The organism is Haloleucobacter albus (assembly GCF_052492075.1).
Map to the genome: position 1 here is coordinate 440,580 of NZ_JBQWAS010000028.1, position 14,656 is coordinate 455,235.

A 14,656-nucleotide genomic window follows, 5' to 3' on the forward strand; every position below is an offset into this window, starting at 1 on the left:
CTGATCCCGCAGGCCCTCCCTGTTACCGGGCCTGTTACCTCAAGGGCGAGAAAGCACCAGGGCGCGCATGGAGCAACGCGCACCCCGAATGCGGATGATGCCGACCCGGCTTTCAGGAAGAGCTCATGCCGTGCGTCCATCGCCCGGCTCCCTGTGCGATAGCTGAAGAGAGGCCGCATCCGGCCTGCTTTCAGCTTCGCCGGTTTCAGCGTCTGACCACCCCGCCTCTGCGACCGCGCCCCCTGCCAGATGCGCCTCCATACGCGGCTCTCCATTTCGGCGGGGCATCCGTTCACACACAATGGCCAGAACCACAATCAGCCCGGCCCAGACCGTGAACAGCGCCACCGGCAGCAGGGGCAACCCCAGCACGGTGGATGGGCTGTCCCACACCATGAGCAAGGGAAAATTGAACAGCACCACGCCGGCCGCACACAGAAAGAACAGCACCTGTGGCCGGGGGCCGCGTGCGGCGGCGCTTTCGTGGCGGGTACGATTCATAGCCGATCAAACCTGTAATGCCGGCCCAGCCATTCACGAAACTGGCGCACAATGGCGAGCGAATCCTTCAGTGCCTGCTTGTCCAGCGTGCCCAGATCCGACAGGCGAATACTGTTGCCCGGTTTTTCCCCGCGTGCCATCTGCCGCAGATTGTTGCCGAGCTTCAACCCCATCAGACAATGCAGCGCATCGGCAATATCGCGCGCCAGCGGCGCTTCCAGCCGTTTCTCCTTCACCAGCTCATCCAGCCGCCCGGTGGTGCTGCACGCCTTCACCCGGAATTCCAGCGCCAGCGCGCGCACCCCGTGCACCACGGGAAACAGACCCAGCTTCTTGATGTCGATTTCCGCCGCATCGCGACCACGCAGGCCCGGCAGGCGCGACCACCAGCTACCCGGCGCGGTGAACTGTTCCACCGCCATGGCGAAACGGGCATAATAGGCGGCATCATCCTGCAACAGGCGGGTGAGATGGGCGCGCGCCTCATCCAGCAGCGCCTCATCTCCGGCCACCACATCGGCATCCAGAAAAATGGCGAGATTCATTGGCCCCTCGGCTGTGGCGTCAAACAGCCAGGCCGCCAGCGTCTTGCGAAAACTGGCCACGCTCTGGCACCACAAGGGGCGGCTGAGCATGATGCCGCCGGGGCATGGCGGGTAGCCGAAATCAATCAGGGCGGCAGTGAAGGCCGCTGTCACCTGCTCCAGCTCCGGGCATTCAAAACCATCGCGCAGCAGCAGCGCATTATCCTGATCGGTCTTGATGATCTGCTCTCCGCGTCCCTCGCTGCCCATCACCAGCAGGCAACTGTTCCGGCGCAGCGCTTCGGGGGCCAGAAGCTCCCACAGGCGGCGGAACAGCAGGCGGTTCAGCTCACCCACAAGGCGGGCGATGATACCCACCCGCACCCCGTCCTCATTCAGCACGGTGATGAGACTGTCGATCTGCGCGGCGGCGGCCTTCAGCCCGGCGACAGTCTGCGCCCCGCTGATTTCAAGGGAAATGAGATGAGAATGGCTGGCCACGAAGGCCATCAGATCCAGTTGGCCCAGCAGCCCCACCACCTTCTCGCCATCGCGCACCACAACGCGATGAATGCGATGGCGCAGCATGAGGATAAGGGCGTCGTAAAGCTCATCATCCACCGAAACCGACCATGGCTCGAAGGTGGAGACATCGCGCACGGCCATGCTGGCGGGGGCCTCGCCCCGCGCCAGCGCATCGCGCAGATTGGTGGTGGTGAAAACGCCCAGCCGACCGCCATCGCGCACCAGCGCATCGCTCAGGCCAAGGCGGGAGAGTTCCTTGCACAGGGTGACGAGATCCGTATCGCCCTCCACGAAGAAGGGCTTGCGCACATAAGCCTCGCCGACCCGCGAGCTCATCAATGAAATGAATTCGCGCTGATCCGGCCCCGGAATGGAGGCTGAGGCGGAATGCGCACCGGCCCGCCCCTTTCGGGGCGAGCCGTGCTCTTCCGGCCTGTTCTGTGCCGGACCCTGACCCGGCACAGATGGATTGGAAGATTCAGGTGCCATGCGCACCACCTCAGTGAGAGGAGGCCTGCGAGGCGCCGATACCCGTTTCCGAACGCACCTGCTGCGCCAGGAAGCCATCGCGATCCTTCTTCGCACGGGCGCTGTTATCGGTGATCGAGAACAGCCAGATGCCGAGGAAGCCGATGGTCATGGAGAACAGGGCCGGAGAGGTATAGGGGAACGGCGCGGAACCGGCCGGGTTGCCAAGAGTCGCTTCCCACACCGAAGGCGAGAGGATGGTGAGCAGCACAGAGGCGATAAGCCCCAGGAAGCCACCCACAACCGCGCCGCGCGTGGTGCAGCCCTTCCACAAAATGGAGAGGAACAGCACGGGGAAGTTGGCGGATGCCGCCACCGCGAAGGCCAGAGACACCATGAAGGCGATGTTCTGCTTCTCGAAGGCGATGCCCAGCAACACGGCCAGCACACCCAGGCACAGCGTGGTGATGCGCGAGACCCTCAGCTCCGAGGCGCTATCGGCCTTACCACCCTTGATGACGGTGGAGTAGATGTCATGCGACACCGCCGACGCACCCGACAGGGCCAGACCCGCCACCACCGCGAGGATGGTCGCGAAGGCCACCGCCGAGATGAAGCCGAGGAACACCGAGCCACCCACGGCATTGGCCAGATGAACCGCCGCCATGTTGTTGCCGCCGATCAGGCCTCCCTCGGGAGTGAGGAATTCCGGGTTGGTCAGCACGAAGGTGATGGCGCCGAAGCCGATAATGAAGGTGAGCAGGTAGAAATAGCCGATCCAGGTGGTGGCCCACATCACCGACTTGCGCGCTTCCTTGGCGGAAGGCACGGTGAAGAAGCGCATCAGGATATGCGGCAGACCGGCCGTACCGAACATCAGGGCCATACCGAAGGAGATGGCCGAGATCGGGTCCTTCACGAAGGTGCCCGGCCCCATGATGGCCTGGCCCGCAACGGCTGCGGCCGTCGGGTCCGCCCCCTTGGTTTCGGCAATACCGGCCTTGATCTGCACCGCACCGGCAAAAAGCTGCTCGGGGCTGAAGCCATAGTGCATCATCACCATGAAGGCCATGAAGGTGGCGCCGCCCAGCAGCAGGCAGGCCTTGATGATCTGCACCCATGTGGTGGCCGTCATGCCGCCGAAGAGCACATAGATCATCATGAGGATGCCGACGATCACCACCGCGATCCAGTATTCGAGGCCGAACAGCAGCTTGATAAGCTGACCGGCACCCACCATCTGGGCGATGAGATAGAAGGCCACCACGACCAGCGTGCCGGAAGCCGCAAACATGCGCACCGGGGTCTGGGCGAAGCGGAAGGCCGCCACATCGGCAAAGGTGAACTTGCCGAGATTACGCAGCCGTTCGGCCATGAGGAAGGTGACGATCGGCCAGCCGACCAGAAAGCCGATGGAGTAGATCAGGCCATCGAAGCCCGACACCATCACCGCGGCAGAAATGCCGAGGAAGGAGGCGGCGGACATATAGTCACCGGCGATGGCCAGACCATTCTGGAAACCGGAAATACCGCCGCCGGCGGTGTAGAAGTCTGCCGCAGACTTGGTGCGGGATGCCGCCCATTTGGTGATGAAGAGCGTGCCCACCACGAACACCGCGAACATGATGATCGCGGTCCAGTTGGTAGCCTGCTTTTCGGTGGGGCCAATCGTTTCCGCCGCGAAGGCGAGAGCAGGCAGAAGGGTGGCACCGGCCAGCGTGGCCGTGCCGAGAAGCGCGCGAGCGTTTTTCACTTCAGCACCTCCTGCTTGATCTTTTCGGACAGCTCATCGAATTCGCCATTGGCGCGGCGGACATAGACGCCCGTGATGAGAATGGTGAAGACGATCACCCCGAAGCCGATCGGGATACCCCAAGTCATCACGCCATCACCGAAGCGTGTGGCCAGCAGTTCCTTGTCGAAGGCAATCAGCAGGATGAAGCCGTAATAGACGATCAGCATGAGGATCGTCAGCGTCCAGCCAAAGCTGGAGCGCGTGGCTTTCAGCTTTTGATAATTCGGGTTTGCCGAGATCTTCTCGACGAGTGATGTTTCCATCGCTTGCTCCCTGGGTCGCCCCGGTTTGTCCGAGGGCGTTTTGTTTTTCAGGTGGCCGGCTGCCAGCGTCAGCTCAGCAGCACGTTAGGCCTACAAGTATTAGCAGACCCGCGCGAAACGCATACCGTACTTTCGACGGAATTCGGCACGAAGTGCCATGACAGCGTGCATTGCACAAATTGTGGCGTGCATATTCCATGTTGATGTATACAAAAAATGCAGAATACAAAAACATCCTCGCCGCATTGCAGCAATTCATATAAAAAATACAAATATCACAAGAAAGAATTACATTAAAAATCCTGCAACCCCATCATCTTCAGCCCCACACAAGGCGATATTAAGGGGTTACAAAAGGATAAAACAAAATATGAAAAGAATACCGTCAGGTTGCATGACGACAACCTCACACACGCAAGCCGGGTGACGGACGGCCTGGCAAAGTGTGGCGCAACGTCACATCAAAATGTCCGGCAGCCGAAGACAGACCCGCCAGACAAGCCGCTGGCGGGCAGATGGCGGGCTGACTCACCCCGATCTGAATGCGCCAAAAATCAGCGCGCCACGCGACGCAGCAGATAAATATCCATGATCCAGCCATGGTGACGGCGCGCCTCTTCCCGCGCGGACAGAATCTGCGCAGAAACCTGCTCCAGCGGGCCGCAGATAAGCAGTTCCTCATCCATACCCAGATAGGCGCCCCAGAAGATCTCCAGCCCTTCGGGGTCGATATGGCTGAAAGCCTGCTCCCCATCCAGCATCACCACCACGCTGTCGGCCTCCGCAGGAAAGCCCTGCATGAGGCGACGCCCCGTGGTGATAAGCACAGGTGCACCGATGCGGTTGAGCGGAATGCGATGGCGCGCCGCCAGCATCTGCACGCTGCTGATGCCGGCAATCACCTCATGTGAGAAGGCCAAAGTGCCCCGGCCATGAATGCTGTCCAGAATGCGCAGCGTGCTGTCATAGAAGGCCGGGTCCCCCCACACCAGAAGAGCTCCGCATTCCTCTTCGCCCAGCTCCGTACGGAAGGCGTCGATATAATTGCGCTCGATCTGCGCGTGCCAGTCCGCCACGGTGGCGCGGTAATCTTCCGGCTGAGCCTCACGGGCGGGGATCTCCACGTCCACGAAACGGTAATTCCGATGGTGGATGAAACGCTTGCAGATGGCCTCGCGCAGATGAGCCAGCGCCTCCTTCTGTGCGCCCTTGTGGGGAATGAAGAACACATTCACCCGGTTCAGCGCCTCGATCGCCTCCTGCGTCACATGCGCCGGATTGCCTGTGCCGATGCCGATAACCAGAATCTTCCGCATGTTCCGTCCTCAATGCAGGCGTCAGCGCCCGACCCTGCCATTGTTTTCATGTGCCAAGGCAAGCAGCGCATCACAATCCACATGGGTTTCCAGATGGCTGGCGAGATGCTCCAGCACCTCGTCCAGCATCACCTCATAAGACAGGCCGGAGGCGGAGGCCCCCAGTTGCGCCAGAAAACGCCGGCGCATCTCATCCGCCGTGAACAGGCCATGCAGATAGGTGCCCGCCACACGGCCATCTGCGGATATCGCCCCATCGACGCGCCCATCCGTCAGATACGCGAAAGGCCGGGCCGTATCCGGCCCGGATGTCACACCCATGTGCATTTCGTAACCAGCAAGGGGTACAGCGCCTTCAGCCAGATGCCCGCTCACCCGCTCCAGCCGCTTGCCGGCCTCCATGCGGGTTTCCACATCCAGCAAGCCCAGCCCTTCCACCCGGCGGGGAGCCCCCTCAAGGCCCAGCGGATCTTCAATCATGCGCCCCAGCATCTGGTAGCCACCACACAGGCCCAGCACGCGCCCGCCACGTCGCAAATGCGCCTTGATATCGATATCCCAGCCTTCCGCTCTCAGGTTCTCCAGATCATCAATCGTGGCTTTCGATCCGGCCAGCAGCACCAGTGCGGCATCTGCCGGCAAGGGCCTGCCGGGGGGAATGAAACGCACCTCCACCCCCTCTTCCTCGCGCAGCGGGTCGAGATCATCGAAATTGGAAAGGCGCGGCGTCACCGGCACCACCACCAGCGGCTTGCCGGGGCGGGCGGGCGAATCAGCCAGCCCCAGCGCGTCTTCCGCCGGCAGGCGGCGCGCCTCGTCAAAATGCGGGATCAGCCCCAGCGGAGCCCAGCCGGTGCGCGCCGCGATAAAAGCCATGCCATCGGCGAACAGCGCCGGATCTCCCCGGAAGCGATTGACGAGAAAGCCTCGGATCATCGCCGCATCATCCGGGTCAATCACGGTCTTCGTGCCGACAAGGGCGGCGATCACCCCACCGCGATCAATATCGCCGGCCAGAACCACCGGCGTGCCAGTGGCACGGGCAAAGCCCATATTGGCAATATCACCGGCCCGCAGATTCACTTCTGCTGCTGAACCCGCCCCTTCCACAATCACCAGATCGGCCTCGGCCTTCAGGCGGGCGAAACTCTCCTGCACCGCCCCCATGAGGCGCGGTTTCAAGCCCTGATAATCACGCGCACGGGCCGCGCCGAACACCTTGCCCTGCACCACGATCTGCGCCCCCACATCGCTTTGGGGCTTCAGCAGCACCGGGTTCATGTGCACGCTGGGGGCCACGCCCGCCGCACGCGCCTGCATGGCCTGCGCCCGTCCAATCTCGCCACCATCCTCGGTCACGGCTGCGTTGTTGGACATGTTCTGTGGCTTGAAGGGGCGCACGCGCAGCCCCCGCCGCGCGAACAGGCGACAGAAGCCCGCCACCAGAAGGGACTTGCCCACATTGGAGCCGGTGCCCTGCACCATGAAGGCGCCGGCCATCAGAATTCGATACCCTTCTGCGCCTTTACCCCGGCCGCGAAATGATGCTTCACCAACATCATTTCCGTCACCAGATCAGCGGCCGCGATCAGCTCCGGCTTCGCATTGCGGCCGGTGACCACAATAGTCAGGTCATCGCGCCGGTTGGTGAGGGTGGAGATCACCTCGTCCAGCGGCAGATAATCATAGCGCAGGGCGATATTGAGCTCATCCAGCACGATGAGGCGGATCTCCGGGTCGGTCATCAGCTCGCGCGCTTTGGCGAAGGCGGCCTCGGCGGCAGCGATGTCGCGCGCCTTGTCCTGGGTCTCCCAGGTGAAGCCCTCGCCCATGGTGTGCCAGGAGATCTGGTCTCCGAAGCGCTCGAAGGCCGTACGCTCGCCAGTTTCCCACGCGCCCTTGATGAACTGGACGATGCCGACCTTCCAGCCATGCCCCAGCGCACGCAGCAACAAACCCATGGCTGCGGTGGATTTGCCCTTGCCCGGCCCGGTATGGACCATGAGAAGCCCCTTCTCGATGGTCTTTTCCGCCACCTCCCGATCCTGCACGGCCTTGCGCTTCTGCATCTTCTCACGGTGGCGGGCAGCTTCGGCGGTTTCCATCTCGTGCTCCTGTGTGGGACACCCTCTGTGGGATATGGGTGTTGTGGGCAGTGGGGCTCATGCACAATTCACAGGCTGGTGTACAGCCCCGCCCCGCATCATGCGCGGCCTTGCGCGGCGCAGCGCCGCCCGCTAACGCTATAAGCGACGGTGCCTCGAACTTCGAGGTGAAAAGGGAATGCGGTGCAAAAGCCGCGGCTGCCCCCGCAACTGTAGGCGGATTCGCCTTTCGCAACAGGCCACTGGGCGCACGCGCTCCGGGAAGGCGCGAAATGGAATGTCCGCGAGCCAGGAGACCTGCCGTCACGCCCTGCTTCCATGGGCCCATCCGTCGGGGTGACGGATGGCGCTGTGCCGGACATCCGTCCGCTCCGTCCGTGGAAGAGACCGGCAGAACCGCCGGAGCCTGACGGAGCTGATGATGCCACGCCTTTCTCCCGCCCGCTGCGCCGCTGCGCGCCGCGCCCTTTTGCAGAACAGCAACAGGCGGCATGCGGAGGCCGGGCGATGAACACCCTTTCTCCCGCCCCCAACACCCTCACCAAGATCCCCTGCACCATCGTCACCGGCTTTCTCGGTGCGGGCAAGACCACGCTGGTGCGCCACGTTCTGGAGCATGCCCATGGTGCACGCATCGCGGTGCTGGTGAATGAATTCGGCGATGTAGGCTTTGATGGCGGCTTTCTGGAAGGCTGCGGCATCAAGGGCTGTGAAGACGGCCGGGTGGTGGAACTGCCCAATGGCTGCATCTGCTGCACCGTGGCCGATGATTTCGTGCCCGCGCTGGACCAGCTCCTGGGCTCGGATACCCCGCCCGACCATATCCTCATCGAAACCTCCGGCCTGGCCCTGCCCAAGCCGCTGGTGCAGGCTTTCAACTGGCCGCAAATCCGCTCACGCGTCACGGTGGATGGCGTGATTGCGGTGGTGGATGGCCCCGCCGTCGCCGCCGGCTTCTTCGCCGATGACCCAGAGGCGCTGGCCACCCAGAGGGAGCAGGACCAGTCCGTCGATCATGACAACCCGCTGGAAGAAGTGTTCGAGGACCAGATCCTGTGCGCAGATCTCATTCTGCTCAACAAGGCGGACCTGATGGATGCCGGTGCGAAGGCGAAGGCGCATGCCGAAATCTCCGCCCATCTGCCCCGCGCCGTGAAGATCGTGGAAACCGCGCAGGGTGAGGTAGAACCCAGCCTGCTGCTCGGCCTTGGCGCGGCGGCGGAGGATGATCTCGAGGCCCGCAAGACCCATCATGATTCCGGCGAGCCGCACGATCATGATGATTTCGAGAGCATCGCCCTGCCTGTGGCCGACGCCGCCTCGCCGGAAGAACTCGCCGCCCGAGTCAGCCGCGCCACAGAGGCCGCGGGCGTGTTGCGCATCAAGGGGTTCGTGCCCGTCACTGGCAAACCCATGCGGCTGGTGGTGCAGAGCGTAGGCCGCCGCGTCTCCCATCATTATGACCGCCCCTGGGCTCCGGGGGAGGCGCGCGAGGGCAAGCTGGTGGTGATCGGCCTCAAGGGGTTCGATCAGGCCGCGGTGGCCGAAGCGCTGGCTGGCCGGGCGGCGGCCTGAAGATGAGACGGGAACAGGCACAATACAAAGGCGGGGGCAAGAGGCCTTGCGCCCCGGTGCGCCCGCGCCGGCTAAAGGTCATGTGGGGGCAAGAGGTGCTCTGGCCTCATGCGGGCCATATCATGCTGGCCCGCCCCGGCTCCAGCCCCAGTGCCCACCCTGCCCTGTTCCTGTCTCCCGTCTTTTTCAGGGCGGGCTAGGTCATGCATCTTCTGCCTGTCAGCACGGTCAGCCTGGATGAAGGGGAAACCGCCACGAATCTGGCCCAGCCGCCCGGAGATGTGGTGGCGCTCTCCTTTGCGGACAGCGACCTTTCCGCACTCGCGCTGGCGCAGGCCCGCCTTCAGGCTAAGGCCGGGCCGACCGCCGGGCCGGCCTTTCCCACCTTGCGCCTCGCCAGCCTGAAGAAGCTGCGCCATCCACTCTCTGTGGATTTCTACACGGAAAAGACACTGGCCCATGCCCGTGTCGTCATCGTGCGCTGTCTGGGCGGGCTGGATTACTGGCGCTATGGGGTGGAAACCCTCTCCGCCCTGTGCCGGGCGCGCCATATCTCTCTGGTCCTCCTGCCGGGAGATGACCGGGAAGACCCGCGCCTTGCCGCGCATGACACTGTTCCGCCAGCCCTGCGGGCACGAATGGACGCCTGCTTCCGCGCCGGTGGGGTGGACAATATGGAAGCCCTGCTGCGCCTTGTCGCACATGAGCTTCTGGGCCACGCCTGCGCCGTTCCGCCCCCGCAACCCGTTGCGAAACTCTTTGTCTGGAACCGAGAACAGGGCATCACCCCGATTGAGGCAGAAACGCCCGGCCAGCACGCCTCAGGCTCTGCTCCACGCGCACTCATTCTGGCCTATCGCTCCGCCATTCTGGCCGGTGAAACCGCGCCACTGGAGAAGCTGGCGGCAGCACTGGCACAGCAGGGCATGGCCGTACAAATTCTCGGCCTCTCCAGCCTGAAGGATGAAGAGGTGGCGCAGACGCTCGCCACCCATATGGCCGCCTGCCCGCCGGATATCATCCTCTCCACCACCGCCTTTTCCGCCCGGCAGAATGAGGGCTTCGTGCTGGATGGCGCTGATTGCCCCATTCTTCAGGCCACCCCTTCCGGCAGCACCCGCGCCGCATGGGAGGCATCCGGCCGGGGGCTGGCGGCGGCGGATCTGGCCATGCAGGTCGCCTTGCCGGAATTTGATGGCCGCCTCTCGGGCTACCCCATCTCCTTCCGGGAGGAGCTGGAGGAAGACCCGGCTCTCGCCTTCACCCGCCGTGTGCAAACACCTTATGCAGAGGGCATCGAGGCCCTTGCCCGGCAGGCCGCCGGCTGGGTGCGTCTGCGCCGCACGCCCGCCCATGCGCGCCGCCTCGCCATTGTCCTGCCGGATTATCCCGCCCGCGGCGGACGGGCCGGTTTTGCCGTGGGGCTGGATACGCCGCAAAGCGCCTGCGCCATTGTGGATCTGCTGCATGAGGCCGGCCATGACACGCCCCGCGCCTTTAACGGGCCGGCCCTGATGGCCGCCCTCACGGGCGAGGGTGCCGCAGATGAAATCACCATCCCCCTCGCAGATTATGAAGCCTGGCTGAAGGCGCTGCCTGATGCGCCCCGTGCGGCCCTTCTCGCCCGCTGGGGTATGCCGGCAGATGACCCGACCTGCCGGGATGGCGCATTCCGTTTTCCGGCCCGGCGCGCCGGCAAGGCCGTCATCGCGCTCCAGCCGGACCGCAGCCGAGGAGTGGACCGCAAGGCCATTTATCACGACCCGGAAGAACGACCGACCCACGCCTATCTCGCCTTTCATCTGGGCCTTGCGCATCAGAGCGATGCGCTGGTGCATCTGGGCACCCATGGCACGCTGGAATGGCTGCCAGGCAAGGCGGTGGCGCTTTCACCCGCCTGCTGGCCACGTCTGGCACTGGCGGGCCTGCCTGTCATCTATCCCTTCATCGTGGATGATCCGGGAGAGGCGGCCCCGGCCAAGCGGCGCATCGGCGCGGTGGCGCTGGGCCATCTCACGCCGCAGATCGGGGAAGCCGGCCTGCATGGCGAGGCCACCGCCCTGCGCGCGCTGGTGGAGGAATATGCCACCGCCCAGGTGCTGGACCCGCGCCGGGCCGATCTTGTCGCCGCCGATATATTGGAACGCGCAGAATTATGTGGCCTTGCAGCCGAATGCGGCGTGACACAGGACATGGCCCGCACCGAAACCGGCATGAGCGACGCCCTGAGCGCGCTCGATGCCCATCTGTGTGATATCGGCGAAGCCTCGGTGCGTACCGGCCTGCATGTTTTCGCCCATGCACCGGAAGGCCATGAGGATTGCAGCCGGGGTGAGCGCGAAGGGCTGTTGTGCGCCCTTTCCGGCCGCTTCGTCATTCCCGGCCCGGCGGGTGCGCCCCTGCGCGGGCGACGGGATGTACTGCCCACCGGGCGCAATCTGGCCACGCTTGATCCGCGCGCCATTCCCACCCGCGCGGCAGCCTTTCTGGGCGAGAAGGCCGCCGCCGAGGTGCTCCGTCGCCATTTGCAGGATCATGGTGACTGGCCGCGCCGCATTGTCATGGATCTGTGGGCTTCGCCCACCCTGCGCACCGGCGGGGAAGACATGGCCCATGCCCTGGCCCTGATGGGCGCGCGCCCGCGCTGGGATGATGGCTCCACCCGCGTCACCGGCTTCGAGATCATCCCGCTGCCGAAGCTGAACCGACCGCGCATGGATGTGACATTGCGTATCTCCGGCGCGTTCCGCGATACCTTCCCCGAACAGATCGCCCTTCTGGATCAGGCCATTCACGCCATCGCCGCGCTGGATGAAGAGGCCGAATGGAACACGCTGGCCGAGGCGCGCCGCACGGGTGATGCCCTGCATCGCATTTTCGGGGCCGCATGGGGGCGCTATGGCGCGGGTGTCTCCGGTCGGGCGCTGGATGGCGCATGGCAGAATGGAGAGGATCTGGCCGCCACCTACCTGGCGGAAAGCCAGATGGCCTTTGGCGGGCGCGAGGGGCACGGGCACCAGGGGAACGGGGAGATGCGCGAAGGCTTTTCCGAACGCATCCGCACCGCCGAAGCCTTCGTGCACATAACGGATGTCGCCGAACGCGATATTCTCGATGGCGATTCCATCGCAGACAGTTTCGGCGGCTTTGCTGCGGCCGCCCGCGCACTCGGGGCCAGCCCCGCCCTCTACAGCCTCGACACCTCCCGCCCGGAACAACCCAGAAGCCGGACTCTGAAGGAGGATCTTGGCCGCATCGTGCGGGCGCGCCTCATCAATCCGGCATGGATCGAGGCCCAGTTGGCCCATGGCTGGCGCGGCGGCGCGGAGCTGGCGCAGGGGCTGGATGCACTGTGCGTGTTCGCCGCCACCACGGATGAGGTGCCGCCCCACGCCTTCGACGCCATCTTTGAGGCATGGATTGCAGATGCGGCCGTGAACAGCCGCCTGCGCGCCGCCAACCCACCGGCGGAAGCCGCCATTCGCGACCGGCTGAAGGATATGCGCGCGCGGGGCCTGTGGCGCAGCCGGCTCAATTCTGTCGCAATGCTGGACGAGTGGAACATATGAGCCACCTCCTCCCACCCCATTTCGCACTCTCTTTCGATACCATGGCCCGCGGCTGGTGCCCCGGCCTTACCCGCCCCATGGCGAGCGGAGACGGCCTTCTGGCCCGCATCCACCCCCCCCTTGGCACGTTGACCCCGCAACAGGCGCTGGTGTTGTCCGAGGCTGCCCATCAGGAAGGCAATGGGCTGATCGACATCACCAGCCATGGCAATCTGCAAATTCGTGGTGTGCGGGCCGCCACCCATGCCGCCCTGCTCGCCCGGCTTGCGCCTCTGGGGCTGGATGATGCCGGGTTGCGCGCCCCCTATCGCGCCACGGTTCTCTCGCCTCTGGCCGGGCTGGACGAGGCCGAGCTGATGAATGGGCGCATACTGGCCGAACAGGTGGAAACCATGGCCCGCGCCGTGTTGCTGCCGCCCAAATTTCTCATCACGATCGAGACCGGCGGGCTGTTCGCCCTGGACCATTTGCGGCCGGATCTGCGCCTCATGGCCACCGCCCCAGACCGGGCGCAACTGGTGCTGGCCGGCGCTCCCCCCCTAGCCTGCGCCCCCATGAAGGCGGAGCAACTTCTTTCGGCCCTGCCACATCTTCTGCACATGCTCTCGGCCTTGCTGGAAGAAACCGGCGCGCGGCGGGTGCGCCGGCTCACCGGCAATGCCCGAAGGGCGGTTCTGGTGCAAGCCGGGCTCGGAACCGCAGGGCTGGAAACGGCTCCCTTGCGCCACACGCCAGCGTCAGAGCGGGGTGAAAGCCCCGCAGCCCGCCCGCGTCGCGCACCGCGCGCAGGCATTATCGTTCTGAAAAATGGGCGCTGCGCCCTTCTGGCTGCGCCGCCCTTCGGCCAGATGTCTGCCCGCGCGCTGGAAGGCGTGGCTCGGCTGGCGGAAGATCTGGGGCTTGACGAAATCCGGCTCTCGCCCCTGCGTGGTCTTGTTCTGGCCGGGCTGGGAGTGCAGCAATTGCCGCGCGCACAAGCGCGCCTGGCTGCGCTGGGCCTCATTCTCCGGGCTGATGACAGCCGCCTGCGCATCCTCACCTGCGCCGGCGCGCCGGCCTGCGCCCGTGCACACTGCAACAGCCATGCTCTGGCGAGCCAGCTTGCCGCTCATCTGCCCTCCGGCCCTTCAGATGACGCCGAGATTCATCTTTCCGCCTGCCTCAAGGGCTGCGCCCGGCGGGAGGCCTTGGCCCTCACTCTGGTGGCTATGGGCGAAGATTTCGCCGTCATCCCCGATGGCGGGCCTCTTGATGCCCCCCTGATGCGCCTGCCCTTTGCGCAGATCGTTCACCGCCTTTCCACCCTTCCGGCCGGCCACACGCTGCGCGCCGCCTTCTGAAAGAACCGCCTGCCCGATGCCCGAAAACGCACCCGTCGCCACACGCGAGACCTATGAGAAATCCGGCGCGGAGATTTATCGCCGTTCCTTCGCCATCATCCGTGCGGAGGCGGATCTGACGCGCTGGCAAGGACAGCCCATAGCCGAGCGTGTGGTGGTGCGCATGATCCACGCCTGCGGCATGACGGATCTGCCCGCCGATGTCGCCATGGCCGAGGATTTCGCCGAAAGGGCCGAAGCGGCCCTGCGCGCCGGCGCGCCGCTTTTGTGTGATTGCCGCATGGTCGCCGATGGCATCACCCGCGCCCGTCTGCCGGCGCATAATGAAGTGATCTGCACCCTGAACGACCCCCGCGTGCCGGAGCTGGCCCAAGCACAGGGTACCACCCGCACCGCCGCCGCCATGAACCTGTGGGGCGAGAAGCTGGCCGGAGCCGTGGTGGTGGTGGGCAATGCCCCCACAGCCCTGTTCCGCTTACTGGAAATGCTGGATGAAGGCTGCCCCGCCCCCGCCGCCATCATCGGCATTCCGGTGGGGTTTGTTGGCGCGGCGGAATCCAAGGATGCGCTGGCGGCGGACGGGCGCGTGCCCTTTCTCATCGTGCGTGGGCGACGGGGCGGCAGCGCCATGGCCGCGGCAGCCGTGAACGCCCTGTCCAGCCCGAAGGAATGATC

The 14,656-nt window shown here is 64.7% G+C and carries 11 protein-coding genes and 1 riboswitch; of the genes, 4 read left to right on the top strand and 7 right to left on the bottom strand.

Features of this window, described 5'->3' with window-relative positions:
• Positions 1-123 precede the first annotated feature (123 nt).
• The 7 genes from ACT6QH_RS11930 to cobO form a co-directional block, all read right to left on the bottom strand.
• Complete coding sequence (locus ACT6QH_RS11930) at positions 124-501, bottom strand: hypothetical protein (protein ID WP_444975042.1); 378 nt, start codon at positions 499-501, stop codon at positions 124-126.
• Entirely contained in the window at positions 498-2,039 is a 1,542-nt protein-coding gene (locus tag ACT6QH_RS11935; RefSeq protein ID WP_444975043.1) for a DUF294 nucleotidyltransferase-like domain-containing protein, read from the bottom strand. The genes ACT6QH_RS11930 and ACT6QH_RS11935 overlap by 4 nt, the downstream gene beginning before the upstream one ends.
• A gap of 10 nt (positions 2,040-2,049) precedes the next feature.
• Complete coding sequence (locus ACT6QH_RS11940) at positions 2,050-3,771, bottom strand: cation acetate symporter (protein ID WP_444975044.1); 1,722 nt, start codon at positions 3,769-3,771, stop codon at positions 2,050-2,052.
• Complete coding sequence (locus ACT6QH_RS11945) at positions 3,768-4,076, bottom strand: DUF485 domain-containing protein (protein WP_444975045.1); 309 nt, start codon at positions 4,074-4,076, stop codon at positions 3,768-3,770. The genes ACT6QH_RS11940 and ACT6QH_RS11945 overlap by 4 nt, the downstream gene beginning before the upstream one ends.
• Before the next feature lie 554 nt (positions 4,077-4,630).
• Positions 4,631-5,392 (bottom strand): precorrin-6A synthase (deacetylating), encoded by a 762-nt coding sequence (gene cobF, locus ACT6QH_RS11950; protein ID WP_444975046.1) that lies wholly within the window; start codon positions 5,390-5,392, stop codon positions 4,631-4,633.
• Between the two features lie 21 nt (positions 5,393-5,413).
• Entirely contained in the window at positions 5,414-6,892 is a 1,479-nt protein-coding gene (locus tag ACT6QH_RS11955; RefSeq protein WP_444975047.1) for a cobyric acid synthase, read from the bottom strand.
• Positions 6,892-7,497, bottom strand: a complete 606-nt coding sequence (gene cobO, locus ACT6QH_RS11960) for a cob(I)yrinic acid a,c-diamide adenosyltransferase (RefSeq protein ID WP_444975048.1) — start codon at positions 7,495-7,497, stop codon at positions 6,892-6,894. The genes ACT6QH_RS11955 and cobO overlap by 1 nt, the downstream gene beginning before the upstream one ends.
• A gap of 131 nt (positions 7,498-7,628) precedes the next feature.
• A riboswitch (cobalamin riboswitch) is annotated at positions 7,629-7,816 on the top strand.
• Positions 7,817-8,004: 188 nt separating this feature from the next.
• Between cobO and cobW the strand changes: the two genes are divergently transcribed.
• The 4 genes from cobW (at position 8,005) to ACT6QH_RS11980 (ending at position 14,654) form a co-directional block, all read left to right on the top strand.
• A complete protein-coding gene (gene cobW / locus ACT6QH_RS11965) occupies positions 8,005-9,072 on the top strand; it encodes a cobalamin biosynthesis protein CobW (protein WP_444975049.1) in 1,068 nt (355 codons plus the stop codon).
• A gap of 203 nt (positions 9,073-9,275) precedes the next feature.
• Positions 9,276-12,641 carry a cobaltochelatase subunit CobN gene (cobN, locus tag ACT6QH_RS11970; protein ID WP_444975050.1) on the top strand — a complete coding sequence of 1,122 codons (3,366 nt, stop codon included), beginning with the start codon at positions 9,276-9,278 and terminating at the stop codon, positions 12,639-12,641.
• Positions 12,638-13,981, top strand: coding sequence for a precorrin-3B synthase (gene cobG / locus ACT6QH_RS11975; protein WP_444975051.1), 1,344 nt, complete (start codon positions 12,638-12,640; stop codon positions 13,979-13,981). The genes cobN and cobG overlap by 4 nt, the downstream gene beginning before the upstream one ends.
• A gap of 16 nt (positions 13,982-13,997) precedes the next feature.
• The gene (locus ACT6QH_RS11980) at positions 13,998-14,654 is read left to right on the top strand and encodes a precorrin-8X methylmutase (RefSeq protein ID WP_444975052.1); all 657 of its coding nucleotides are present in this window, start codon (positions 13,998-14,000) and stop codon (positions 14,652-14,654) included.
• Positions 14,655-14,656: the final 2 nt, after the last annotated feature.

What these genes read in the sequence shown, in the direction of transcription:
- ACT6QH_RS11930 (WP_444975042.1), bottom strand. Translation starts at nt 501, where the DNA reads ATGAATCGTACCCGCCACGAAAGCGCCGCCGCACGCGGCCCCCGGCCA.
- cobF (WP_444975046.1), bottom strand. Translation starts at nt 5,392, where the DNA reads ATGCGGAAGATTCTGGTTATCGGCATCGGCACAGGCAATCCGGCGCAT.
- ACT6QH_RS11935 (WP_444975043.1), bottom strand. Translation starts at nt 2,039, where the DNA reads ATGGCACCTGAATCTTCCAATCCATCTGTGCCGGGTCAGGGTCCGGCA.
- ACT6QH_RS11955 (WP_444975047.1), bottom strand. Translation starts at nt 6,892, where the DNA reads ATGGCCGGCGCCTTCATGGTGCAGGGCACCGGCTCCAATGTGGGCAAG.
- cobG (WP_444975051.1), top strand. Translation starts at nt 12,638, where the DNA reads ATGAGCCACCTCCTCCCACCCCATTTCGCACTCTCTTTCGATACCATG.
- cobW (WP_444975049.1), top strand. Translation starts at nt 8,005, where the DNA reads ATGAACACCCTTTCTCCCGCCCCCAACACCCTCACCAAGATCCCCTGC.
- cobO (WP_444975048.1), bottom strand. Translation starts at nt 7,497, where the DNA reads ATGGAAACCGCCGAAGCTGCCCGCCACCGTGAGAAGATGCAGAAGCGC.
- cobN (WP_444975050.1), top strand. Translation starts at nt 9,276, where the DNA reads ATGCATCTTCTGCCTGTCAGCACGGTCAGCCTGGATGAAGGGGAAACC.
- ACT6QH_RS11945 (WP_444975045.1), bottom strand. Translation starts at nt 4,076, where the DNA reads ATGGAAACATCACTCGTCGAGAAGATCTCGGCAAACCCGAATTATCAA.
- ACT6QH_RS11980 (WP_444975052.1), top strand. Translation starts at nt 13,998, where the DNA reads ATGCCCGAAAACGCACCCGTCGCCACACGCGAGACCTATGAGAAATCC.